This window comes from uncultured Brevundimonas sp. (genome assembly GCF_963977465.1).
Taxonomy (GTDB): Bacteria; Pseudomonadota; Alphaproteobacteria; order Caulobacterales; family Caulobacteraceae; genus Brevundimonas.
Genome location: NZ_CAXBOQ010000002.1, coordinates 315,094 through 338,827, shown reverse-complemented (window position 1 = coordinate 338,827; position 23,734 = coordinate 315,094). Strand labels below are relative to the sequence as shown.

Genomic DNA, 23,734 nt, shown 5'->3' with positions numbered 1-23,734 from the left:
GCGCGATAGGCCAGAGAGTAGACTACTCGATGATCTTGGCGACGACGCCGGCACCGACGGTGCGGCCGCCTTCACGGATGGCGAAGCGCAGGCCCTGGTCCATGGCGATCGGGGTGATCAGCTCGACGTTCAGCTCGGCGTTGTCGCCGGGCATGATCATCTCAACGCCTTCCTTGAGCTGGACGATGCCGGTCACGTCCGTCGTACGGAAGTAGAACTGCGGGCGATAGTTGGTGAAGAACGGCGTGTGACGGCCACCCTCTTCCTTGTTGAGGATATAGGCCTCAGCCAGGAATTTGGTGTGCGGGGTGATCGAGCCGGGCTTGCAGAGAACCTGGCCGCGCTCGACGTCTTCACGCTTGGTGCCGCGCAGCAGCACGCCGACGTTGTCGCCGGCCTGGCCCTGGTCGAGCAGCTTGCGGAACATTTCCACGCCCGTGCAGGTCGTCTTCTGAACCGGACGGATGCCGACAATCTCGACTTCCTCGCCGACCTTGACGATACCCTTTTCGATCCGGCCCGTGACCACGGTGCCGCGACCCGAGATCGAGAACACGTCCTCGACCGGCATCAGGAACGGCAGGTCCAGCGGACGCGCCGGCTGCGGGATGTAGTCGTCGACCGTCTGCATCAGCTTCAGCACCTGATCGGCACCGATTTCCGGCTTCACGCCATCGGTCGCGGCCTTGGCCGAACCCATGGTGATCGGGATGTCATCGCCCGGGAAGTCGTACGAGCTCAGCAGCTCGCGCACTTCCATCTCGACCAGCTCGAGCAGCTCGGCGTCGTCGACCAGGTCGACCTTGTTCATGAACACCACCAGCGCCGGCACGCCGACCTGACGGGCCAGCAGGATGTGCTCGCGCGTCTGCGGCATCGGGCCGTCAGCGGCCGAAACCACCAGGATCGCGCCGTCCATCTGGGCGGCACCGGTGATCATGTTCTTCACATAGTCGGCGTGGCCGGGGCAGTCGACGTGCGCGTAGTGACGGTTGGCCGTCTCATATTCCACGTGCGCGGTGTTGATCGTGATGCCGCGGGCCTTTTCTTCCGGCGCCGCGTCGATGTCGGCGTAGTTCATCGCCTTGCCACCGCTGGCCTGGGCCAGAACCATCGTGATCGCCGCCGTCAGCGTCGTCTTGCCGTGGTCAACGTGACCAATCGTGCCGATGTTGCAATGCGGCTTGTTACGTTCGAACTTTTCCTTGGCCATTCTCTTCTCTCCGTCCCCTGAACAGGGGGCTTACCTTGGGTTTTCAGGGGTTCCGGACGGGCAGGGCCTGTCCGGAACTCGGGGTTTAGGCGTATTTCTTGATCACTTCGTCGGCGACGTGCTGCGGCACCGGCTCATAGTGGTCGTACTGCATGGTGAACTGGGCGCGGCCCTGCGACATGCCGCGAAGCGTGTTCACATAGCCGAACATGTTGGCCAGCGGCACGAAGGCGTTCACGACGGTGGCGTTGCCGCGCATGTCCTGACCCTGGATCATGCCGCGACGGCCGTTCAGGTCACCGATCACCGAACCCAGGTAGTCCTCCGGGGTCACGACCTCGACGGCCATGATCGGCTCGAGCAGCTTGGGCGAACCCTTTTCCTTCAGCTCGCGGAAGGCGGCGCGGGCCGCGATTTCGAACGCCAGCACGCTGGAGTCGACGTCGTGGTATTTGCCGTCGGTCAGCGTCGCCTTGAAGTCGATCAGCGGGAAGCCGGCCAGCAGGCCGCCGTCCTTGATGGACTCGAGGCCCTTCTGGACGCCGGGGATGTATTCCTTGGGCACGGCACCGCCGACGATCGAGTTCTCGAACACGAAGCCCGAACCGGGCTCACCCGGCTCGAAGGTGATCATGACGCGGGCGAACTGGCCCGTACCACCGGTCTGCTTCTTGTGCGTGTAGTCGATGTCGACCTTGCGGCCGAGGCTTTCACGATAGGCGACCTGCGGCTGGCCGATGGTCGCGTCGACCTTGTAGGTGCGGCGCAGGATGTCGATCTTGATGTCGAGGTGCAGCTCGCCCATCCCCTTGAGGATGGTCTGGCCGGACTCGTGATCGGTCGAGACGGTGAAGGACGGATCTTCCGAGGCCAGCTTGGCCAGGGCGACGCCCAGCTTCTCCTGGTCGGCCTTGGTCTTGGGCTCGACCGAGATCTCGATCACCGGAGCCGGGAATTCCATCTTCTCGAGGATGACGGGCGACTTGATCGGGTCGCACAGGGTGTCCCCGGTGCGGGTGTCCTTCAGGCCTGCCAGGGCGACGATGTCGCCGGCGTAGGCGACCTTGATGTCCTGACGGTCGTTGGAGTGCATCAGCAGCATGCGGCCAACGCGTTCCTTGCGATCGCGGCTGGAGTTCAGCAGGCCCATGCCGGTTTCCATCTTGCCGGAATAGATGCGGCAGAAGGTCAGCGAGCCGACAAAGGGGTCGTCCATGATCTTGAAGGCCAGAACCGACAGGGGCTCGTCGTCCGAAGCGCGGCGCACAACCGGCTCTTCGGTGCGGAAGTCGATGCCCGGCGTCGGCGGAATGTCGATCGGCGACGGCAGGTAGTCGACCACGGCGTCCAGCAGGGTCTGCACGCCCTTGTTCTTGAAGGCCGAGCCACACAGGATCGGATAGAAGGCCCCGGTCAGCACGGCCTTGCGGATGCACTTCTTCAGCACTTCCAGCGACGGCTCGGTGCCGTCGAGATAGGCTTCCATGGCTTCGTCGTCGAGCTCGACGGCATTGTCGATCAGGTACTGACGGGCGGCGACAGCCTTCTCCATCAGGTCTTCCGGGATCGGGCCGACGGTGAAGTTGGCCCCGAGGGCGTCGTTGTCCCAGACCACCGAATTCATGGCGACGATGTCGACCAGACCGGTCAGCGAGTTTTCCGAACCGATCGGGAACTGGATCGGCACGGCCTTGGCACCGAGGCGATCGCGGATCGACTGCACCGAGGCGTCGAAGTCAGCGCCGATCTTGTCCATCTTGTTGACGAAGACGATGCGCGGCACGCGGTATTTGTCGGCCTGGCGCCAGACGGTTTCGGTCTGGGGCTCAACACCGGCGTTGCCGTCCAGCACGGCTACGGCCCCGTCGAGCACGCGCAGCGAACGCTCGACTTCAATGGTGAAGTCCACGTGTCCCGGGGTGTCGATGATGTTGAGGCGCTTTTCTTTCCAGAAAGCGGTCGTCGCGGCGGACGTGATGGTGATCCCGCGTTCCTGCTCCTGGTCCATCCAGTCCATGGTCGCGGCACCGTCGTGGACTTCGCCGATCTTATGGTTCTTGCCGGTGTAATACAGGATCCGCTCGGTCGTCGTCGTCTTGCCCGCGTCGATGTGGGCCATGATGCCGAAGTTGCGGTAGTCCTCGATCTTGTTGATGCGGGCCATGAGAGCGTGCCTTGAAGTGAGTTCAGGACGCGTTTCGCGCCCTCGGGAAATATCGGTCTGTGTGGATAAACGAGCGCGGGCGATTTAGCTCAAACCGCCCGCGCCGGATAGTCTCAGATAGGGATTGCGGGTGGCGCTTTGAAGGCACCTACCAGCGGTAGTGGCTGAAGGCGCGGTTCGCTTCGGCCATCTTGTGCGTGTCTTCGCGCTTCTTGACCGCGGTGCCGCGGTTGTTCGAGGCGTCCAGCAGTTCGGCGGCCAGTTTCTCGGTCATGGTGTTCTCACCACGCTTGCGCGCAGCGTTGACCAGCCAGCGGATGGCCAGGGCGCGGCGACGCTCGGGGCGAACCTCGACCGGCACCTGATAGGTGGCACCACCGACGCGACGCGAGCGGACTTCGACGGCCGGGGCCACGTTATCGAGCGCGGTGTGGAAGGTGACGACCGGCTCCTGGTCTTTCTTCTTGTCGGCGAGGATCTCGAACGCGCCGTAGACGATGTTCTCGGCAACGGCCTTCTTGCCCTCGTACATGACGTAATTCATGAATTTGGTGACGATCAGATCCTTGAACTTGGGATCCGGCAGAACTTCGCGCTTCTGGGCGCGGTGACGACGGGACATGGAGTTGGCCTTCTAAATCGGTGGCGGACGGCCGGTGGAAACCGGCGAATGGGATGAAGCGGTCGCTTATTTCGGGCGCTTGGTGCCGTAGTGCGAGCGACGCTGCTTGCGATCCTTGACGCCTTGCGTGTCGAGCACGCCGCGCAGGATGTGGTAGCGAACGCCGGGAAGGTCTTTGACGCGGCCGCCGCGGATCAGCACAACCGAGTGCTCCTGCAGATTGTGGCCCTCGCCGGGGATGTAGCACACGGCTTCGATGCCGGTGGTCAGGCGAACCTTGGCGACCTTACGCAGAGCCGAGTTGGGCTTCTTCGGGGTCGTCGTATAGACGCGGGTGCAGACGCCGCGGCGTTGCGGGCAACCCTTCAGGGCCGGAACCTTGTTGTGGACCGGCTTGGGTTGGCGCGGCTTGCGGATCAGCTGGTTGATCGTGGGCATTAAGAACTCGTCTCTTTCAATCGATGGAGGCGTGTGCCTGTCGGCCGGGGCGCCTCGGATGCCTTCTTTTGGAGACCGCCTGACGGCGACCCCCGGGGTTTGGTTCTCGAGACGGGGCGCGACCAAACGAAAAAACCGGAACGCGCGCTTCGGGCGTTCCGGCGGGCACAGCCCGTCCGCTAAATTGTCACGATCCCGGACCGGCGGCGAACCGTCAGTCCTCGAAAGTCCGCGCCGTTTACGCTTTGGCCGCCGTCAGGTCAAGCGCAGGACTATCGACTGCCTCTGCGGAACTGTGGCGCAGATCTGAATCGCGTCGTCAGCAGGATCCGCTCACCTTCGCGCCACGTGTCGGTCGGACGGAGCCTTGCTTTGGCCGCCGCTTCCAGCGCGGTGTCGCTGAAACCACACCCCGGGGCCGACTCACGAACGACCGCGCAATCGGCCAGTGAGCCATCGGCCCGGGGCACGCAGGCGATCGTGACCGACGCGGTCGTTACCCTGCATCCCAGCGGCGTGGCGTCGTCCCATTCGGGGGTGGCGCAGGCGGTCAGCGCGACCAGACAGACCGCGATACCCGACAGCCGAACCATTCCCCACCTTCATGCCTGAGCCGGAACAGCCCCAATACCGCCACGCTCACCCGCCTATCTGGACGCGAACGGGTGGAGGATCAATGGCTGTGCTGGCGAGGCTGCAACGACCAGGACGCGAACGCTGGCGCAAGCCGGTTCTGGTTACCGCGTCCGTGGCCCTGCACGGTCTGGTGCTAGGTTATCTGGCTCTGACCGCCGTGGGCGTCGGTGGCCTCGATCCTGTCGCCATCCCCCGTCACTTCATCCCGCTGCAGCTGGAGCCGCGCCCGCTGCTGCCGAACGAGCGGGTCCGGGTCCCGACGCCGCCGCGCACCGTGCCGCCTGAACGGACCGCGGCCGCTACGCCGGTCACCCCGTTCTCGCGCCGGCCCGAGGAGGACGAGACCCGCCCGGCCCCGCCGGTGCCGCGCCTCGCCCTGCCCGCCCCCGATGCCCCGCCGATCGATGACAGCTGGCGCGTCCGCCCCCGGGCCGCCGGCACAGGTCCCGCCCTGCGCGCCGGGGGCTGCAGCCTGCCGCCCGGTCGGTTGACCGCCGCCGAACGCGCGGCCTGCGACGCGCGATTCGGCGCGGCCGCCCTCGGGGCCGCCCCGATCCGTGGCACCGGCAACCCTCAACGCGACGCCCGCTTCGCCGCCGAAGGGGCCCAGGCCCTGGCCGCCTATGAGAAGCTGCGCCGCCCGCTGTCCGGCGGCATCGGCATTGTCGGTCCTACGGACGGGGTCGGCTCGAATTTCGGCATGGGGGTCGCCGGGGCCCACATGGATCCATCCCTGCGCCCGGACTCGACCGAGAATATCCGCACCAACCGCCGCGACGGTCCCCGGGACTAGAGCACTACGCAGCCCCGCGAGCCGCGGCGTTAGCGGACCAGACGCGCGCTCAAGCAGCGAGGCCCCGCGGGCCGAACGTTAGCGCCCAACGACGCGCTCAAACAGCGAGGCCTCGCGGGCCGAGCGTTAGCGCCCAAAAGAAAAGGGCGGCCCCGTCACCGGCGCCGCCCCTTCAGTCTCTACCGTGACCGGAAGATCAGCTCGCGCTGCTCTCCAGCTCCAGCGCCAGATCGGCGGGGAGCGGCTCGACCGCGGCTTCGCGGGTCTTGGTCAGCTTGGCGTCACGCTCGTTGGCGATCTTCTGAAGGCTGCGGAGGTAGGCACCGGTACCCGCCGGGATCAGGCGGCCGACGATGACGTTCTCCTTCAGGCCTTCCAGCGTATCGACCTTGCCGTTGACCGAGGCGTCGGTGAGGACGCGGGTGGTTTCCTGGAAGGACGCCGCCGAGATGAAGCTTCGGGTCTGCAGCGACGCCTTGGTGATGCCCAGCAGGACCGGCTGGGTGATGGCCTGACGGCCCTTGCGCTTCTCGACCTTGAGGTTCTCGGCCACGGCTTCGGCAACCTCGACCGTGTCGCCACGGATCAGGGTGGTCTCGCCGGAGTCGAGAATCTCGACCTTCTGCAGCATCTGACGGACGATGACCTCGATGTGCTTGTCGTTAATCGGCACGCCCTGCAGGCGATAGACTTCCTGCACCTCGTTGACGAGGTATTCCGCCAGCGCCTCGACGCCCTGGATACGCAGCAGATCGTGCGGATCCGGGTTGCCGTCGATGATGTAGTCGCCCTTCTGGATCAGATCGCCGTCGTGGACGGAGATGTGCTTGCCCTTCGGGATCAGGAACTCGACGGGCTCGGCCTGGTTGCCATCGGCATCCGGCTCCGGCGTGATCTTGATGCGGCGCTTGTTCTTGTAGTCGCGTCCGAACTCGACGCGACCGTCCATCTCGGCGATGACCGCGCAATCCTTGGGACGACGGGCCTCGAACAGCTCGGCCACCCGCGGCAGACCGCCGGTGATGTCGCGGGTCTTGGCACCCTCGGTCGGGACACGGGCGATGACTTCACCCGGCTTGACCTGGTCACCGTTGGACACGGACAGAACCGCGCCGACCGGCAGCAGGTAACGGGCTTCTGAACCCGAGGCCAGCTTGGCATAGCTTTCGCCGTTGATGACGCCGAGCGCGGGGCGGAGATCCGCACCACGCGGGCTGGCGCGCCAGTCGGAGACGACGCGCTGGGCGATACCCGTGGCTTCGTCGGTCTCTTCCTTGACGGACAGACCCTCGACCAGGTCCTCGAACCGGATCGAGCCACCGACTTCGGTCAGGATGGGGCTGGTGTAGGGGTCCCACTCGGCCAGACGCTGGTTCTTCTTGGCCTCGGAGCCTTCCAGCACCCGCAGACGGGCACCGTAGGGGACCTTGTGGCTTTCGCGATCCTTGCCGTCGACGACGATGGTGATCACGACGTTGCGGCTCATCGCCACCAGATCGCCGTGCGCCGCCTTGACGGTCGGGCCCGAGATCCGGACGGTCCCGGGGTTGGTCGCCTCATAAAAGGAGGTTTCCGCCACCTGGGCCGTACCGCCGATGTGGAAGGTCCGCATCGTCAGCTGGGTACCGGGCTCGCCGATCGACTGGGCGGCGATAACGCCGACCGCTTCGCCGATGTTGACGTTGGTACCGCGGGCCAGGTCACGACCGTAGCACATGCCGCAGATACCGGCTTCCGCCTCGCAGGTCAGGCCCGAGCGGACCTTGACCGACTGGACGCCGGCGGAGTCGAGCAGGTCGACCTCTTCCTCTTCCAGATAGGTGTCGGCCTTGAACAGGACCTTGTCGCCACCCGGCTCCTTGATGTCCTCGGCCGCATAGCGACCCAGGACCCGCTGGCCCAGGGAGACGAGGACGTCACCGCCCTCGACCACCGCACGCAGGGTGATGCCCCGGGTCGAACCGCAGTCCTCCTCGGTGACGATCGAATCCTGCGCCACGTCCACCAGACGACGGGTCAGATAACCCGAGTTGGCGGTCTTCAGCGCGGTGTCGGCCAGACCCTTACGGGCACCGTGGGTGGAGTTGAAGTATTCAAGGACGGTCAGGCCTTCCTTGAAGTTCGACACGATCGGGGTCTCGATGATCTCGCCCGAGGGCTTGGCCATCAGGCCGCGCATGCCGCCCAGCTGCTTCATCTGGGCCTGCGAACCACGGGCACCGGAGTTGGCCATCATGAACACCGAGTTGATGTCCGGGGCCTGACCCTTGATCAGCACGCGCGGTTGCGCGATCTCGGCCATCATCTCGTCGGCGACCCGGTCCGTGGCCTTGGCCCAGGCGTCAACGACCTTGTTGTACTTCTCGCCCTTGGTGATCAGGCCGTCAGCGTACTGCTGCTCGTATTCCTCAACCAGGGTACGGGTTTCAGCGACGATCGTGACCTTCTTGGCCGGGATCACGATATCGTCCTTACCGAACGAAATCCCGGCCTTGGCGGCTTCACGGAAGCCCAGGCCCATCATCTGGTCGGCGAAGATCACCGTCGCCTTCTGACCGCAGTGGCGATAGACCACGTCGATCAGATTGCCGATTTCCTTCTTGGTCAGGTTCTTCTCGAGCAGGCGATAGCCGACGTTCGGGTTCTGCGGCAGCAGGGCCCCAAGCTTCATCCGGCCCGGGGTGCTGTCGATGACCTTGGTCACGACCTTGCCTTCGGCGTCCTGTTCGGTCCAGCGCGCCTTGATCTTGGTGTGCAGGGACACGACGCCGCCGTCGAGGGCCGCATCGATCTCGCCCATGTTGGCGAACAGCTTGCCTTCACCCGGCTCACCGTCCTTGACCAGCGACAGGTAGTAGAGACCCAGCACGATATCCTGCGAGGGCACGATGATCGGCTTGCCGTTGGCCGGCGACAGGATGTTGTTGGTCGACATCATCAGGACGCGCGCTTCCAGCTGGGCCTCGAGGCTCAGCGGGACGTGGACGGCCATCTGGTCGCCGTCGAAGTCGGCGTTGAAGGCGGCGCAGACCAGCGGGTGCAGCTGGATGGCCTTGCCCTCGATCAGCTTCGGCTCGAACGCCTGGATGCCCAGACGGTGCAGCGTCGGCGCGCGGTTCAACATGACCGGGTGCTCGCGGATCACCTCTTCGAGGATGTCCCACACCTGGGGCTGTTCGCGCTCGACCATGCGCTTGGACTGTTTGACGGTGCCCGACAGGCCCTTGGCGTCAAGGCGCGCATAGATGAACGGCTTGAACAGCTCGAGCGCCATCTTCTTCGGCAGACCGCACTCGTGCAGCTTGAGGTCCGGACCCACGACGATGACCGAACGACCCGAATAGTCGACGCGCTTGCCCAGAAGGTTCTGGCGGAAGCGGCCCTGCTTGCCCTTGAGCATGTCGGCCAGCGACTTCAGGGGACGCTTGTTGGCACCGGTGATGACCCGGCCGCGACGGCCGTTGTCGAACAGGGCGTCGACGGATTCCTGCAGCATCCGCTTTTCGTTGCGGATGATGATGTCCGGCGCCCGCAGCTCCATCAGGCGCTTGAGGCGGTTGTTGCGGTTGATGACTCGGCGATACAGGTCGTTCAGGTCGGAGGTGGCGAAACGGCCACCGTCCAGCGGCACCAGCGGACGCAGTTCCGGCGGGATGACCGGCACAACCGTCAGCACCATCCACTCGGGCTTGTTGCCCGAGTCGAGGAAGGCCTCGATCAGCTTCAGGCGCTTGGACGCCTTCTTGGCCTTCATCTCCGAAGGGCTGTCGGCCAGTTCACCGCGGTGACGCTCGGCCTCGGCGTGGAGGTCGATACCCATCAGCAGGTTGCGCACGGCCTCGGCACCGATTTCGGCGGTGAAGCCGTCATCACCGAACTCGTCCTGGTAGCGGTAATACTCGTCTTCCGTCAGGAGCTGGCCCTGCTTCAGCGGGGTCAGACCCGGCTCGGTGACGATGTAGTTCTCGAAATACAGAACCCGCTCGACGTCCTTCAGGGCCATGTCCAGCATCAGCGAGATGCGCGACGGCAGCGACTTCAGGAACCAGATGTGGGCGGTCGGGCTGGCCAGTTCGATATGGCCCATCCGCTCGCGCCGCACGCGGGCCAGGGTGACCTCAACGCCGCATTTCTCGCAGATAATGCCCTTGTACTTCATGCGCTTGTACTTGCCGCACAGGCATTCGTAGTCCTTGGTCGGGCCAAAGATACGGGCACAGAACAGGCCGTCACGCTCGGGCTTGAACGTCCGGTAGTTGATTGTCTCCGGCTTTTTGATTTCACCGAACGACCACGAACGGATCTTCTCTGGCGACGCCAGGGCGATCTTGATCTGGTCGAAGGTCGGTGTGACCGGGAGGGGGTTGAAGATGTTCAGGACTTCCTGGTTCATCTTGATTCCTTCTGCGGGGTTACCCGCCAAAATTCATTGAGGGAGAAGAGCGAGAGACCGTCCCTCCCCGCTTGCGCGGAGAGGGATCATTCGGTCGATCAGCTGTTCTCCAGCTCTACGTTCAGACCCAGCGAGCGCATTTCCTTGACGAGCACGTTGAAGCTCTCGGGAATGCCCGCCTCGAAGCTGTCATCACCACGGACAATCGCCTCGTAGACCTTGGTCCGGCCGGCGACGTCATCGGATTTGACCGTCAGCATCTCCTGCAGGGTGTAGGCGGCGCCGTAGGCCTCGAGAGCCCACACCTCCATCTCCCCGAAGCGCTGACCGCCGAACTGGGCCTTGCCGCCCAGCGGCTGCTGGGTGACCAGCGAGTACGGTCCGATCGAACGGGCGTGGATCTTGTCGTCGACCAGGTGGTGCAGCTTCAGCATGTAGATGTAACCGACCGTGACCGGACGCTTGAACTGCTCGCCGGTCTGACCGTCGTAGACGACCGACTGACCGGAACGGTCCAGACCCGCCTTCTCCAGCAGGTCCTCGATGTCGACGATGTGGGCACCGTCGAACACCGGGGTGGCGAACGGAACGCCCTTGGACAGGTTGCGGGCCAGTTCGACCAGATCGTCCTCGTCCTGCGGCAGCGGCGTGTCCTTGCCATAGATGCTCGACAGGTGGTCGATCAGCGCCTGCTTCTGGCCACCCTGTTGCCAGGCCTCCAGAAGACCGGAGATCTGCTTGCCGAGACCGGCAGCGGCCCAGCCCAGGTGGGTTTCGAAGATTTGGCCGATGTTCATGCGCGAGGGCACGCCCAGCGGGTTCAGAACGACGTCGACCGAGGTCCCGTCGGCCAGGTGCGGCATGTCCTCGATCGGCAGGATCTTGGAGATGACACCCTTGTTGCCGTGACGTCCGGCCATCTTGTCGCCGGGCTGAAGCTTGCGCTTCACAGCCACGAAGACCTTGACCATCTTCATCACGCCCGGGGGCAGTTCGTCGCCGCGCTGCAGCTTCTCGACCTTGTCCTCGAAGCGGCGGTCGAGGGCTTTGCGGGCATCCTCGAACTGCTTCTTCATGGCTTCCAGCTCGCCCATCGCCTTCTCGTCGTCGAGGGCGATCTGCCACCAGAGACCGCGCGACAGCTCGGCCATCTTCTCGGCGGTGACGACGCCGCGGCCCAGGCCCTTCGGACCCGAGACGGCATTCTTGCCGAGAACCAGCGGCTGCAGGCGGCCGTAGACGTTGCGTTCCAGGATCGCCAGTTCGTCGTCGCGGTCCTTGCCGAGGCGTTCGATTTCCGAACGCTCGATGGCGATGGCGCGCTCGTCCTTGTCGACGCCGTGACGGTTGAAGACGCGCACGTCGACGATGGTGCCGGCGACGCCCGGGGGCAGACGCAGGCTGGTGTCGCGGACGTCCGAAGCCTTCTCGCCGAAGATGGCGCGCAGCAGCTTCTCTTCCGGCGTCATCGGGCTTTCACCCTTCGGCGTAACCTTGCCGCACAGAATGTCGCCCGGCTGGACCTCGGCGCCGATGGCCACGATGCCCGCCTCGTCGAGGTTGCGCAGGGCTTCCTCGCCGACGTTGGGGATGTCACGGGTGATCTCTTCCGGACCCAGCTTGGTGTCGCGGGCCATGACCTCGAACTCGTCGATGTGGATCGAAGTGAAGACGTCGTCGCGCACGATGCGCTCCGAGATCAGGATCGAGTCCTCAAAGTTGTAGCCGTTCCACGGCATGAAGGCGACGAGGGCGTTACGCCCCAGGGCCAGCTCACCGAGGTCCGTCGACGGGCCGTCGGCGATGACGTCACCGACCTTGACCACATCGCCCACGCGCACGATCGGGCGCTGGTTGATGCAGGTCGACTGGTTGGACCGCTGGAATTTGGACAGGCGGTAGATGTCGACGCCCGAACGACCGGCGTCCAGCTCGTTGGTCGCGCGGACCACGATGCGGGTACCGTCGATCTGTTCGACGACACCGTCACGACGGGCCACGACCACGGCACCGGAGTCGACAGCGACCACCGATTCCATGCCGGTGCCGACCAGCGGCGCGTCCGACTGAACCAGCGGCACGGCCTGACGCTGCATGTTCGCGCCCATCAGGGCCCGGTTGGCGTCATCGTTTTCCAGGAAGGGGATCAGGGCCGCGGCGACCGAAACGACCTGTTTCGGCGACACGTCCATCATGTCGACGTCAGCCTTGATCAGCAGCTGGGACTCGCCGTTGATCCGTCCGGGGACCAGGTCCTCGACGATCTCGCCCTTGTTCAGGGCAATGTTGGCCTGGGCGATCGTGTATTTCGACTCCTCCATGGCCGAGATGTAGACCACCTCGTCCGTGGCCTTGCCGTCCTTGACGCGCCGGTAGGGGCTCTCGATGAAGCCGTATTTGTTGACCCGCGCGTGGGTGGCCAGCGAGTTGATCAGGCCGATGTTCGGGCCTTCCGGGGTCTCGATCGGGCAGATACGGCCGTAGTGGGTCGGGTGCACGTCCCGCACCTCGAAGCCGGCGCGCTCGCGCGTCAGACCGCCAGGGCCAAGCGCCGAAAGGCGGCGCTTGTGGGTGATCTCGGACAGCGGGTTGGTCTGGTCCATGAACTGCGACAGCTGCGACGAGCCGAAGAATTCGCGGACCGAGGCGGCGGCCGGCTTGGCGTTGATCAGGTCGTGCGGCATCACCGTGTCGATATCGACCGACGACATCCGCTCCTTGATGGCGCGCTCCATGCGCAGCAGGCCGACGCGGTACTGGTTCTCCAGCAGTTCGCCGACCGAGCGCACCCGGCGGTTGCCGAGATTGTCGATGTCGTCGATCTCGCCGCGGCCATCCTTAAGGCCAACCAGGATCTTCAGAACTTCCAGCACGTCATCCTTGCGCAGGACGCGGATCTCGTCCGACACGTCCAGCTCAAGGCGCATGTTCATCTTGACCCGGCCAACCGCCGACAGGTCGTAGCGCTCGCTGTCGAAGAACAGCGAGTTGAACATGGCTTCGGCGGCTTCGGGGGTGGGCGGCTCGCCCGGACGCATCACGCGATAGACGTCGAACAGGGCATCCTCGCGGGCGCTGTTCTTGTCGACCCGCAGGGTGTTGCGCATGTAGGCCCCGACCGTGACGTGGTCGATGTCCAGCACGTCGATGGTGGTGAAGCCGCGCTCTTCCAGCAGAGCGATCGACTCGGCGTCCAGCTCGTCGCCGGCCTCGACGTAGATCTCGCCGGTCTCGTAGTTGACGGCGTCGGAGGCCAGATATTTGGTCAGCAGGGCGTCAGCGGCCAGCGACAGCGACTTCAGGCCACCGTCGGCCAGCTTCTTGGCAGCACGGGCACTGATCTTCATCCCGGCCTGGGCCACGACTTCACCGGTGTCGGCGTCGACGAGGTCAAACTCGGGCTTCACGCCTTTCCAGCGCTCGGCCTTGTACGGGGTGACCCAGCCTTCGCCGCGCTTCTCGTAGGGCACGGTCTCGTAGAAGGTGCGCAGGATCTCCTCACCGTCCATGCCCAGGGCATAGAGGAAGGTGGTGGCCGGCAGTTTGCGGCGACGGTCGATGCGGACGTAGACCACGTCCTTGGCATCGAACTCGAAGTCGAGCCACGAACCGCGGTACGGGATCACGCGGGCGGCGAACAGCAGCTTGCCCGAGCTGTGCGTCTTGCCCTTGTCGTGGTCGAAGAAGACGCCCGGCGAACGGTGCATCTGCGAGACGATCACGCGCTCGGTGCCGTTGACGACAAAGGTGCCCTTGTCCGTCATCAGGGGGATGTCCCCCATGTAGACGTCCTGCTCCTTGATGTCCTTGACGGAACGGGCGCCGGTTTCCTCGTCGGCCTCGAACACGATCAGGCGCAGCTTGACCTTCAGCGGCGCGGCATACGTCATGTCGCGCTGGATGCACTCCTCGACGTCGTATTTCGGCTGTTCGAACTCGTAGGAGACGTACTCCAGCACGGCGCGTTCGTTGAAGTCCTTGATCGGGAAGACCGACTTGAAGACAGCCTCAATGCCCTGATCCTTGCGCGGGCCGGTCACGACGTCGCGTTGCAGGAACTGCTCGTAGGAGGCGCGCTGAACCTCGATCAGGTTCGGCATCTTCACCGCTTCGGGGATGCGCCCGAAGGATTTACGGATGCGTTTCTTGCCGGTGAAGGACGTGGCGAGGGCGATCTGACCGCTCAGGGCGAGACCGTCTGTGGTGTTGGCCATTCTTGTTTCCCAATCCGCACGAGGCCCCGTCCAGTGGAAGGCGACCCCTGCGTCAAATGCAGCAGCAGCCGCGCCGGCGCACGGGTGCGCTGTCGCGGCTTCGGTTTCTCGGTGCCCACCCTCGATCCCGAGGGACCAGGGCACCAGCAATGTCGAAGCTCCCTTGGGGAGGAGCGCGCCTTCGCACTGGTCGGAGGGCGACGGACCAGGCCTCGGCGCTAACGCGCGGACTCATACTGAGTTGTGCGGAACCGGGACGTATACTCGCTTTTTCGACGAAATAAAGGCCGTCGCCGACCTATCTTTCGATTGGCCCCAGTGTCCGCGCCAAAAACGCCAGTACCCGCGGCCACGCGTCGGCCTGCGCCCGCGCATTGGCTTCAGCCGTGCCGCCACCGCGCGCCACCCCGCCGGCTGTCGGGGCCCAGCCGTCGCCACCGACATCATGCCCAGCCTCAGGATACAGCAACAGCGTCGTCTCGCGTCCCGCTACGGCCCGGCTGGCCGCCAGGTTCCGGGCCATCTGGCCCGAGCGCCACTCCCGATCAGCATCGCCGGCCACCAGCATGACCTCTCCGGGGAAGTCCTCAATCCGGATGCGGGCCATCGACTCGCGGTCGGGATGGGCCGCCCGGCCGTCCTCGTGGATTTTTAGCAGGTCGGCGTTACCCGGTCCGGCCAGAAGGCCGTCGACGAACCCGACATAGGGCATGAAGGGCAGCGCCTCGCCTTGCCAGGAGAAGGACGACCGCGTGCCCTCGGCCTCGACCGTCTCCAGTCCCCAGCCCTCCCAGACCAGATCCGACGGTGCAAAGGCCACGACCGAGGTGAGCCAAGGGTATTTGCTGGCGGCGATCAGGGCGAACTCCGCCCCCTTGGAACCGCCGAACAGGGCGACCCGGCCGGCGTCCACGTCCGGCCGTCCGGCCAGCCAATCGCGCAGTTCCCCGATCTGATCGATGCGGATGTCGATGAAACTGCCGGGCAGGCCCGGGATTTCCTTGGGCGGCCCGTAGTCACCCCAGTCGGGAGAATAGTAGGGCAGACCGACAACGGCATAGCCGAGCGAGGCCAGCTTGCGCCCGTAACGGTCGCTGGCCCGGGTGCCGCCGTCGGCACCGTGCAGTACGACGATAACCGGCCGCCGCCCCTCACCCGGAGGGTGATACAGACGTGCAGCAGGAAAGCCGGGAATATCCTCGACCTCGACGGGGTTCACCGCGCCGACCAGGCGGGTCAGGCCCGTCGCGACCACCTGATCCGCGGCCGTGGCGGTCAAGCGGACCTCTCCGGAGCGCCAATCGTCGGGCAGGGCATCGTCGGTCGGTCCCATCGACCAGAACAGGCCGGCCGCGTCGACCCCGTCGTAGTCACCGCTGACAGGGGGAGCCGTCGTCAGGTCGACACGTCCCTGCCCATCGGCCGTGAAGCGGGCGCGGGAGCGCCAGACCGCATCATGGCCGAATCGGCGCTCGGCGCTGATGTCGATGGCCTGGCCCGGGGCGACACCGGTCAGGACGACGGCGACCGGCTGACCCTGCGGCACCGGGCCCGTCGGCGTGATTTCAAAACTCTGGGCCGTTGCGGCACCCGCCGCCAGAACGGCGATGACTGCGGCGGTTCCTGCCAAGGCTCGAATCGGGCGTCGTGATTGGGTCATGATCATATCCTCTGATGCACGCGTCGGCGCGCTTGGGGGAAAAGTTCCGGGGTTCAGGTCGTCGGCGGGGTCCGCCAGAAGAAGACGTCGTCCACGCTCCGGTCGAAGACGTGCGCCAGTCGCATGGCCAGCTCCAGGGACGGCGCGTACCGCCCCGCCTCCAGCGAGATTACCGTCTGCCGGGTCACGCCCGCTGATCGGGCCAGCGCGTCCTGGGTCATCTCGCCATGCTCGAAACGCAGCCGCCTGAGATGATTACCGATGGCCAGTTCAGCCATCAGCGTCGCCCCCGGGTCGCGCCGCCGCCCAATAGCCAACCAACTGCGTCGCGTGCTTGGTCAGCCCAGCCAGCATGATCAGCACCAGCAGCAGATTACCCAGGACAAACGGCGAGAGTCGCTCCAGCACCGGCGGCGGGGCAAACCCCAGCGTCAACGACAGGACGATCAGCAGGGCCGTCAGGGTCGCATGACCGACATGAGCCCCGCGCGCCGCCATCTCCCGATCGCGTTCGTCCTTCTCCATTCGTGGGGGACGGACGATGATCCAGCTGACGACAGCGGCCGCAAGCAGAGTCCAGTTGTCCAGAGCCAGGGTGTTGCCGTGCCCGACATGCAGGTCGACTCCTTGCATCAACGCCGCGGACAGGTGCCCACTCAACAGAGCGAACGCCGCCATGGAGTGCCAGGACTCGCGCTCCCGGGCCCCGGGATCATCGCCCGCAGCCAGCCGCCGCGCGTTCCAGTGCCACCGCACCACGAGCGCCGCCAGCAGCAGGACCGCCGCGCCGATCCAGCCCGGCCGCACCGGCCAGGCGAACAGGGGCAAGGCCAGAAAGGCACCAAACCCCAGGCTGATCGCCAGCACGCCGAATATCCTGATCACACATATGCTCCAGATGACTTCATGTACGGTGTAGCAGACATTATGTCATGTCAAGCGCACGTCATCGTAAGGCTTCCCGCGACCTGCCTGCCCCTGCTAGCTTGCCGTCCATGAAGCACCTTCTCCTCGCCAGCGCCGCCGCCCTCACCCTGTCCGCCTGCGCCACGGCAGCTCCGCCCGTCGTCGACAGCAGCCCGCCGTCGCAAGCGCGCTGGGAGGCTGGACAGGCCGCCTATCTGGCCTGGAACAGCGGCCGCCCGGGCTGGACCACCACTGCCAGCGGCCTGCAGTACCGTCGCGACGGCCGGGCCCACCCGCAGGGTCGCCAGCCGACGGCGACCGACACCGTGCGTGTCCACTATGCCGGCACCTTCATCGACGGCCGTGAGTTCGACAGTTCCTACGCCCGCAACGAACCGGCCGAATTCCCCCTCAATCGCGTGATCAAGGGCTGGACCGAGGGCGTGGCCCTGATGCGCGAGGGTGAGACCTTTGAGTTCGTCATCCCGGCTGGCCTGGCTTATGGCGACCGCTGGGTCGGTGGCGACGAACTGCCCCCCAACTCGACCCTGCGATTCAAGGTCGAACTGCTGGCCGTGCTGCCCGCCGCCTGATCGTTCCGCTCCGATTCCTCCATCGTGTTCGAGTGCCCATGCCCCCCATCCGCCTGACCGCCACCGTCCTCGCCCTGCTGTTGGCCGGCACCGCCCTGCCCGCCCTGGCCCAGAACCCCGGCACCCCCTGGGTGACCGACGCCCGTGAGGCTGCCGTGGCCCTGCCGCGGGCCCAGCCGCTGATTCCGGAGCCTGAGGACAAACCCTATCCGGGCGTGATCCAGTACCGGGCCGACGTCACCGACCTCGAGCGCCGCATCATCTCCGTGCACCAGACCGTGCCGGTCAGTGCCGGTCCGATGACCCTGCTCTATCCGCGCTTCCTGCCGGGCAATCACGCCGGTACCGGCCCGATCCAGCTGATCGCCGGCCTGACCGTCATCGGCGGCGGCGAGCGGATCGAGTGGCTGCGCGACACCATCGACCCCTATGCCTTCCATCTCGACATCCCCGTCGGAGTCAGCGAGATCGTCGTCGATTTCCAGTGGCTGACCCAGCCCGACAGCAGCCAGTGGCGCGTCGTCATGACGCCGGCCATCGTCAACATGGAGTGGGAAAAAGCCATCCTCTATCCGGCCGGCTATTTCGCCAACCAGATCCAGGTGGCCGCTTCGATCCGCCTGCCCGAGGGCTGGAATTACGGCACGGCGCTGACCACCACCACATTCACGGACGGCGTGGCCACCTTCGAACCCAGCGACCTCTACACCCTGGTCGACAGTCCGATGTTCGCCGGGGCCCATTTCCGCCGCATCGACATCGATCCGACCGGCAACAGCGTTCATCTGAATATCGTCGCCGACTCGACCGAAAACATCGCCCCGACCGCCGACCAGCTGGCGCTGTACGAGAACCTGGTGACCCAGGCCGACCGACTGTTCGGTGCCCGCCATTTCGACCACTACGAATTCCTCGTCGGCCTGACGCGCCAACTGGGCGGCATCGGCCTCGAACATCACCGCTCGTCAGAAAATACCATGAGCCCCGAATTCTTCACCGACTGGAGCGCCAGCGCCGGGGATCGCGGCCTGCTGCCGCACGAGTACGTCCACTCCTGGAACGGCAAGTTCCGCCGCCCGGCCGACGAACTGACCGCCAACTACAATGTGCCGAGCCAGAACACCCTGCTGTGGGTCTATGAGGGCCAGACCGAATACTGGGGCGATGTGCTGGCGGCCCGCTCGGGCCTGGCGACCCGCGACGTCGCCGTCGCCAACCTTGCCGCCATCGCCGGCTTCTATGACGCCCAGCCGGGCCGCCAGTGGCGGGCCCTGCACGATACCAACAACCACAATCTGCTCGGCTACCGCGTCCCCGGCCAGTATCCCTCATGGATGCGGGCGACCGGCGACTATTATCGCGAGAGCGCCCTGATCTGGCTCGACGCCGACACCCTGATCCGCGAGGGCACCCGCGACCGCAAGAGCCTCGATGATTTCGCCCGCGCCTTTTTCGGCGTCGACGACGGCGTCTTCACCCCGCGTGGCTATACGTTCCAGGAACTGGTCGAAGCGTTGAACGCCGTCTATCCGCACGACTGGGCCGGTTTCCTGCGCGACCGGCTCGACGCGGTCGGCCCCGACGCGCGCGCGCCGCTGGACGGAATCACCCGGGCGGGCTGGCAGCTGACCTGGGTCGACAGCCTGACCCCGGTCGAGAAGTCGGTTCAGGGCGGCTGGACCCGCGACTTCCAGTACTCCCTGGGCTTCACTCTTTCGGCGACCAGCAACCGGCTGGCCAACATCCGCTGGGACGGTCCGGCTTTCCGCCTCGGTATCGGCGAGGGCTGGGAACTGGTCGCGGTCAACGGCACGGCTGCTGATGCCGGCGTGCTGCGCGACGCGGTCACCGCAGCCAAGGGCACCGAGACCCGGATCGAGCTGCTGTTGAAGTCCGGCGACCGCTACCGCACCGTCGCCTTCGACTATCGCGATGGTCTGCGCTACCCGCGCCTGGTCCGCATCGAGGGGACCCGCGACCGGCTGGCCGAGATCTACGCCCCGCGCCGGCGCTGACGGGAACGGGCGGCGGGCTCCGGGCCCGCCGCCCGCGTCCATCTAGCTCTTGAGCAGCTTCAGCAGGGCCTCCGCCGCTTCACGTGACGAGGCCGGATTCTGGCCGGTGACCAGCTTGCCGTCGGTCAGCACGTATGAGCCCCAGTCGGGGCCCTTTGAGTAGACGCCACCATTGGCCTTGAGCATGTCCTCGACCAGGAAGGGCACAACGTCGGTCAGCTCGACGGCAGCCTCCTCGGTATTGGTGAAGCCGGCGACCTTGCGACCCTTCACCAGCGGCTCCCCCTCCTTGCCCTTGACCGACTTGAACACGCCCGGCGCATGGCAGACGGCCGCGACCGGCTTGTCGGCCCGCACGAACGCCTCGATCAGGCTGATCGAATGGCCGTCCACCGCGAGATCCCAAAGCGGACCATGTCCACCGGGATAGAAGACAGCGTCGAACTCGTCGGCCGACACACTGTCCAGCCGCACCGTATTGGCCAGCACCTTTTGCGCAGCCTCGTCATCCTTGAATCGGCGTGTGTCGTCGCTCTGGGCGTCCGGCTCGTCGCTCTTGGGATCCAGCGGCGGCTGGCCCCCCTTGGGCGACGCGACGACGATCTCAGACCCGGCGTCCTTCAGGGCATAGTAGGGGGCGGCGAACTCCTCGAGCCAGAAGCCGGTCTTCTGGCCGGTGTCGCCGAGTTGATCGTGCGAGGTCAGAACCATCAGGATCTTCATGGGGGCGTCCTTCGTATGGGGGAGCTACGCAGATGGGGTCCATCGCGGCTATCACCAGTCCAAACGCACACGGGCCCGGTGGTTTCCCACCGGGCCCGCTGAAGTTTTGCGATCCAGTCCCGAAGGACCGGGCCAGATTACTTGATCTGGATGGTCGCGCCGGCTTCTTCCAGCTTCTTCTTGGTCTCTTCAGCGATCTGCTTGGAGACGTTCTCGAGGACGTTCTGCGGAGCGCCTTCGACCAGGTCCTTGGCTTCCTTGAGGCCCAGGTCCGAGCGAACGCCGCGGACTTCTTTAATCACGTTGATCTTCTTGTCGCCGCCCGAGATGAGCACGACGTTGAACTCGGTCTGCTCTTCGGCGGCTTCAGCCGGAGCAGCGCCACCACCGGCCGGCATGGCCATGGCGACCGGAGCAGCGGCGCTGACGCCCCACTTTTCTTCCAGCAGCTTGGAGAGTTCGGCAGCTTCGAGGACGGTCAGTTTGGACAGGTCTTCGACGATCTTGGACAGGTCGGCCATGGTTAGATTCCTTCGGAGGATTGAGGTTCAGTTGGGAGGGTTTGCAGAGATGGAAGGGAGCGGTCCGCTTACGCGGCGTCCTTGGCGGCATAGGCGCTGAATACCCGGGCCAGTTGGCTGGCGGGGGCTTGCACGACGCCGGCGATCTTGGTCGCGGGAGCGTTGAGCAGGCCGAGCAGCGACGCGCGGATCTGATCCAGCGACGGCAGTTTGGAGAGAGTCTCCACGCCCTTCGCGTCCAGAACCTTGTCACCCATGAAGCCACCCAGGACAACGAAACGCTCGTTGCCCTTGGCGAAGTCAGCGGTAACCTTGGCGGCCGTTACCGCGTCGTCAGCATAGGCGATGCCCACGGGACCCTTGAACAGGCCGTGGTAGTCGCTGCCGTCAGCGGCTTCGAGCGCCTTCAGCGCCAGGCGATTCTTGATCACCTTGAACGTGCCGGCTTCCTTGCGGAGGCGGCCACGCAGATCTTCCATTTCCGCAACGGTCAGACCCAGGTTGTGGGTCACGACCACGGCGCCGGCGCCGGCGAAAACGCCCTTGAGCGTCTCGATCGACTCGGCTTTTTGTGCGCGGTCCATTGCGGTCTCCAGTCTGGTATTCGCCGCCGGGCTTATTCCCGATGGCGGCCCCGGCATTCCTATGGAATGCCGAGCGAGACGTTTCAGCAAAATCCGAGGATTTTGCTGGCCCAAAGCGCCGCGCATCGCTGCGAGACGTTGAAGCCGGTCGTAATGTCCGAAGGATGCTCGAACCCCGACGTCCGGATACCGGAGCGTCTGGCGTTGTCTGCGTCCCCATCTCCCCACGGCACCAGAGGGCTCTCTGGCGGTTATGGCGCGGGTGACCCCCACGCCCCGAAGTTCTCGGACAGGACCGTCATCGGCAGGACCGGTGACGGGAAGCGGCGCTCATACAGGGGAACCACGGGGAAATCAACGGCCGATGCCCGTCGGATCGCTATCGCGTGCGCGTCTTGGCCGCCGCAGCACCCGAACAGTCGAACTCGGCGCAATATTTGAGAGCAAACTCTGTCATATAGCGCTGCAGCACCTCACCGAGGATCGCCTGCTGTCGCACGCCCAACTGCAAGGCCTTATTGGCGATCGACGGCCCAAGCGGCGTTTCATAGAAGGCGATCTGGGCCTCAAGTTCAGCCTCGGAAAAGATCTCGGCATAGGCACCCACCATGTCAGCCAGCATCGTATCGACCATCCCGCGCATCATGCGTGGCATGTTGGTGCGAACCCACGCCGCCTCGGCCGTCGGCAGATCGCCCATCGCGGCCATGGCCAGATCGGCCTGTTGTTCGATCATTTTCTCCAGACTTGACCCGGTCGACAGGTCGATCAAGCGCTGGGCAAGCGCGCGCTGGTCAGCGTCCGGCGCGTCCTGGGCCATTGCCGGTGTGGTCAGCCCCAGAGCCAACACCAGCGCAATCAGTACTCTAAAACTCATCTCACCCCCCGATTCAGTCGTCGACGGTCACGCTCCACAGTTGCGTTCAATATGGCAATCCCTCAACGCCAAATAGTTCGGCGCAGCGGTGTCTCAGCCGACCGGGCGCGCGCTCAGAAAGGCAAAGGCCTCGATCAGGGCGGCCAGCTCCGGCTCGTCGACGCGCCGGGCTGCCGCCTCCGGCGTCACCCACTCCCGCTCGCGCTCGTCGCGTTCAGGCCAGGCGTCGAGAATCTCGGTGACCTGTAGCGGAAACACATCGACGGCGCACAACTGGGTCTTGTCGCCCTTCAGCCGCTTCAGATAGCGGAACATGCCCAGCGGCGCGCTGGTGATGTCGCCCCGGACGCCGGCCTCCTCAAAGGCCTCCTGGGCCGCGGCCTCGTGCGCCGCGCGGTCCTTCATCGGCCAGCCCTTGGGGATGACCCAGCGTCTGGTCTCGCGCGAGGTGATCAGCAGAATCTCCAGCCCGCGCGGACCGGTCCGCCACGGCAGGGCCGCGAACTGATGGCGCTTGTCGCGGCGATAGATCTTGCTGGTCTTGCTCTTGGTCAATGCCGTCCCGTTCCATCGTTCACGCCGCCGGGGCAGAACTGGCTGTAGTCATCCGCGACCGGACGATTCGTCACAAACGAAAAACGGCGGCGGGGATCGCTCCCCGCCGCCGCAATCATTCAACCGACAGGGTCGATCAGGCGTTCAGCGAAGCCGGGTCGATCTTGAAGCCGGGGCCCATCGTCGAGGACAGGCTGATCTTCTTCACATAGGTGCCCTTGGCACCCGACGGACGGGCGCGCGACAGGGCGTCAACGTAGGCCTTGACGTTGGCTTCCAGGGCTTCCTGGGTGAACGAGGCCTTGCCGATCCCGCCGTGCACGATGCCGGCCTTCTCGACGCGGAACTCGACCGCACCGCCCTTGGCGTCCTTGACCGCTTGCGCGACGTTCGGAGTCACGGTGCCGACCTTCGGGTTCGGCATCAGGCCGCGCGGGCCCAGCACCTTACCCAGACGGCCGACCAGGGCCATCATGTCCGGCGACGCGATGACGCGGTCGAAGTCCATGAAGCCACCGTTGATCTTCTCGTACAGATCCTCGGCACCGACGATGTCGGCACCGGCGGCCAGGGCCTCAGCAGCCTTGGCGTCCTTGGCGAAGACGGCGACGCGAACGTCACGGCCCGTGCCGGACGGCAGATTCACGACGCCGCGGACCTGCTGGTCGGCGTGACGCGGGTCGACGCCCAGGTTGACGGCGATCTCGATCGACTCGTCGAACTTGGCGGTGGCGTTTTCCTTGACGGCCTTGATGGCCTCGGCGAACGACAGGTTGGCTTCACGGTCGCCCGTGCGGGCCTTGATGCGCTTGGTTTGCTTGGTCATG

19 protein-coding genes are annotated in these 23,734 nt (G+C 65.4%); 3 read left to right on the top strand and 16 right to left on the bottom strand.

Annotated elements, in window-relative coordinates; translation table 11 throughout:
- Nucleotides 1-22: 22 nt before the first annotated feature.
- From tuf to AAC067_RS05555, 5 genes are all read right to left on the bottom strand, one after another.
- Nucleotides 23-1,213 (bottom strand): elongation factor Tu, encoded by a 1,191-nt coding sequence (tuf, locus tag AAC067_RS05575; protein ID WP_339930345.1) that lies wholly within the window; start codon nucleotides 1,211-1,213, stop codon nucleotides 23-25.
- An 85-nt stretch (nucleotides 1,214-1,298) separates the two neighbouring features.
- Nucleotides 1,299-3,377: an elongation factor G gene (gene fusA / locus AAC067_RS05570; protein ID WP_339930387.1), complete on the bottom strand. Its 2,079-nt coding sequence runs from the start codon at nucleotides 3,375-3,377 to the stop codon at nucleotides 1,299-1,301.
- Nucleotides 3,378-3,525: 148 nt separating this feature from the next.
- Nucleotides 3,526-3,999, bottom strand: coding sequence for a 30S ribosomal protein S7 (rpsG, locus tag AAC067_RS05565; RefSeq protein ID WP_339930385.1), 474 nt, complete (start codon nucleotides 3,997-3,999; stop codon nucleotides 3,526-3,528).
- 66 nt (nucleotides 4,000-4,065) lie between these two features.
- On the bottom strand, nucleotides 4,066-4,437 hold the full coding sequence (rpsL, locus tag AAC067_RS05560; RefSeq protein WP_339874019.1) for a 30S ribosomal protein S12: 372 nt from the start codon (nucleotides 4,435-4,437) through the stop codon (nucleotides 4,066-4,068).
- Nucleotides 4,438-4,709: 272 nt separating this feature from the next.
- Nucleotides 4,710-5,030, bottom strand: a complete 321-nt coding sequence (locus AAC067_RS05555) for a hypothetical protein (protein ID WP_339930383.1) — start codon at nucleotides 5,028-5,030, stop codon at nucleotides 4,710-4,712.
- Between the two features lie 83 nt (nucleotides 5,031-5,113).
- On the opposite strand from AAC067_RS05555, the gene AAC067_RS05550 reads away from it, so the two are divergent.
- Nucleotides 5,114-5,866 (top strand): hypothetical protein, encoded by a 753-nt coding sequence (locus AAC067_RS05550; RefSeq protein ID WP_339930381.1) that lies wholly within the window; start codon nucleotides 5,114-5,116, stop codon nucleotides 5,864-5,866.
- A gap of 196 nt (nucleotides 5,867-6,062) precedes the next feature.
- Here AAC067_RS05550 and rpoC read toward each other — a convergent pair whose 3' ends face one another.
- The 5 genes from rpoC to AAC067_RS05525 all read right to left on the bottom strand — a co-directional run bounded on the left by rpoC (nucleotide 6,063) and on the right by AAC067_RS05525 (nucleotide 17,018).
- A complete protein-coding gene (gene rpoC, locus AAC067_RS05545) occupies nucleotides 6,063-10,259 on the bottom strand; it encodes a DNA-directed RNA polymerase subunit beta' (RefSeq protein WP_339930379.1) in 4,197 nt (1,398 codons plus the stop codon).
- 98 nt (nucleotides 10,260-10,357) lie between these two features.
- The gene (gene rpoB / locus AAC067_RS05540; RefSeq protein ID WP_339930377.1) at nucleotides 10,358-14,473 is read right to left on the bottom strand and encodes a DNA-directed RNA polymerase subunit beta; all 4,116 of its coding nucleotides are present in this window, start codon (nucleotides 14,471-14,473) and stop codon (nucleotides 10,358-10,360) included.
- 298 nt (nucleotides 14,474-14,771) lie between these two features.
- Nucleotides 14,772-16,133: an acyl-CoA thioesterase/BAAT N-terminal domain-containing protein gene (locus AAC067_RS05535; protein ID WP_339930375.1), complete on the bottom strand. Its 1,362-nt coding sequence runs from the start codon at nucleotides 16,131-16,133 to the stop codon at nucleotides 14,772-14,774.
- Nucleotides 16,134-16,186: 53 nt separating this feature from the next.
- Nucleotides 16,187-16,411: a helix-turn-helix transcriptional regulator gene (locus AAC067_RS05530; RefSeq protein WP_339930373.1), complete on the bottom strand. Its 225-nt coding sequence runs from the start codon at nucleotides 16,409-16,411 to the stop codon at nucleotides 16,187-16,189.
- The gene (locus AAC067_RS05525; RefSeq protein WP_339930371.1) at nucleotides 16,404-17,018 is read right to left on the bottom strand and encodes a hypothetical protein; all 615 of its coding nucleotides are present in this window, start codon (nucleotides 17,016-17,018) and stop codon (nucleotides 16,404-16,406) included. Before AAC067_RS05525 ends, AAC067_RS05530 begins: the two co-directional genes overlap by 8 nt.
- A 110-nt stretch (nucleotides 17,019-17,128) precedes the next feature.
- Between AAC067_RS05525 and AAC067_RS05520 the strand changes: the two genes are divergently transcribed.
- Nucleotides 17,129-17,632 carry an FKBP-type peptidyl-prolyl cis-trans isomerase gene (locus tag AAC067_RS05520; protein WP_339930369.1) on the top strand — a complete coding sequence of 168 codons (504 nt, stop codon included), beginning with the start codon at nucleotides 17,129-17,131 and terminating at the stop codon, nucleotides 17,630-17,632.
- 38 nt (nucleotides 17,633-17,670) lie between these two features.
- Nucleotides 17,671-19,647: a peptidase M61 gene (locus tag AAC067_RS05515; RefSeq protein WP_339930367.1), complete on the top strand. Its 1,977-nt coding sequence runs from the start codon at nucleotides 17,671-17,673 to the stop codon at nucleotides 19,645-19,647.
- A 42-nt stretch (nucleotides 19,648-19,689) separates the two neighbouring features.
- Here the strand turns inward: AAC067_RS05515 and AAC067_RS05510 are convergent, their stop codons facing one another.
- The 6 genes from AAC067_RS05510 to rplA form a co-directional block, all read right to left on the bottom strand.
- Nucleotides 19,690-20,370: a type 1 glutamine amidotransferase domain-containing protein gene (locus tag AAC067_RS05510; protein WP_339930365.1), complete on the bottom strand. Its 681-nt coding sequence runs from the start codon at nucleotides 20,368-20,370 to the stop codon at nucleotides 19,690-19,692.
- Nucleotides 20,371-20,507: 137 nt separating this feature from the next.
- The gene (gene rplL, locus AAC067_RS05505; RefSeq protein ID WP_339930363.1) at nucleotides 20,508-20,891 is read right to left on the bottom strand and encodes a 50S ribosomal protein L7/L12; all 384 of its coding nucleotides are present in this window, start codon (nucleotides 20,889-20,891) and stop codon (nucleotides 20,508-20,510) included.
- Between the two features lie 68 nt (nucleotides 20,892-20,959).
- Nucleotides 20,960-21,475, bottom strand: coding sequence for a 50S ribosomal protein L10 (rplJ, locus tag AAC067_RS05500; RefSeq protein WP_339930361.1), 516 nt, complete (start codon nucleotides 21,473-21,475; stop codon nucleotides 20,960-20,962).
- A gap of 379 nt (nucleotides 21,476-21,854) precedes the next feature.
- Nucleotides 21,855-22,352, bottom strand: a complete 498-nt coding sequence (locus AAC067_RS05495; protein WP_339930359.1) for a DUF2059 domain-containing protein — start codon at nucleotides 22,350-22,352, stop codon at nucleotides 21,855-21,857.
- Nucleotides 22,353-22,445: 93 nt separating this feature from the next.
- Nucleotides 22,446-22,907, bottom strand: a complete 462-nt coding sequence (locus AAC067_RS05490) for an NUDIX hydrolase (protein WP_339930357.1) — start codon at nucleotides 22,905-22,907, stop codon at nucleotides 22,446-22,448.
- Between the two features lie 136 nt (nucleotides 22,908-23,043).
- Entirely contained in the window at nucleotides 23,044-23,733 is a 690-nt protein-coding gene (gene rplA / locus AAC067_RS05485) for a 50S ribosomal protein L1 (RefSeq protein ID WP_339930355.1), read from the bottom strand.
- Nucleotide 23,734: the final 1 nt, after the last annotated feature.

Coding starts and splice junctions, on each gene's coding strand:
- rpoC (WP_339930379.1), bottom strand. CDS start 10,259: ATGAACCAGGAAGTCCTGAACATCTTCAACCCCCTCCCGGTCACACCG.
- AAC067_RS05495 (WP_339930359.1), bottom strand. CDS start 22,352: ATGAGTTTTAGAGTACTGATTGCGCTGGTGTTGGCTCTGGGGCTGACC.
- rpsL (WP_339874019.1), bottom strand. CDS start 4,437: ATGCCCACGATCAACCAGCTGATCCGCAAGCCGCGCCAACCCAAGCCG.
- AAC067_RS05535 (WP_339930375.1), bottom strand. CDS start 16,133: ATGACCCAATCACGACGCCCGATTCGAGCCTTGGCAGGAACCGCCGCA.
- AAC067_RS05520 (WP_339930369.1), top strand. CDS start 17,129: ATGAAGCACCTTCTCCTCGCCAGCGCCGCCGCCCTCACCCTGTCCGCC.
- rpoB (WP_339930377.1), bottom strand. CDS start 14,473: ATGGCCAACACCACAGACGGTCTCGCCCTGAGCGGTCAGATCGCCCTC.
- AAC067_RS05515 (WP_339930367.1), top strand. CDS start 17,671: ATGCCCCCCATCCGCCTGACCGCCACCGTCCTCGCCCTGCTGTTGGCC.
- AAC067_RS05510 (WP_339930365.1), bottom strand. CDS start 20,370: ATGAAGATCCTGATGGTTCTGACCTCGCACGATCAACTCGGCGACACC.
- AAC067_RS05530 (WP_339930373.1), bottom strand. CDS start 16,411: ATGGCTGAACTGGCCATCGGTAATCATCTCAGGCGGCTGCGTTTCGAG.
- rplJ (WP_339930361.1), bottom strand. CDS start 21,475: ATGGACCGCGCACAAAAAGCCGAGTCGATCGAGACGCTCAAGGGCGTT.
- rpsG (WP_339930385.1), bottom strand. CDS start 3,999: ATGTCCCGTCGTCACCGCGCCCAGAAGCGCGAAGTTCTGCCGGATCCC.
- fusA (WP_339930387.1), bottom strand. CDS start 3,377: ATGGCCCGCATCAACAAGATCGAGGACTACCGCAACTTCGGCATCATG.
- rplA (WP_339930355.1), bottom strand. CDS start 23,733: ATGACCAAGCAAACCAAGCGCATCAAGGCCCGCACGGGCGACCGTGAA.
- AAC067_RS05550 (WP_339930381.1), top strand. CDS start 5,114: ATGGCTGTGCTGGCGAGGCTGCAACGACCAGGACGCGAACGCTGGCGC.
- tuf (WP_339930345.1), bottom strand. CDS start 1,213: ATGGCCAAGGAAAAGTTCGAACGTAACAAGCCGCATTGCAACATCGGC.
- AAC067_RS05555 (WP_339930383.1), bottom strand. CDS start 5,030: ATGGTTCGGCTGTCGGGTATCGCGGTCTGTCTGGTCGCGCTGACCGCC.
- rplL (WP_339930363.1), bottom strand. CDS start 20,891: ATGGCCGACCTGTCCAAGATCGTCGAAGACCTGTCCAAACTGACCGTC.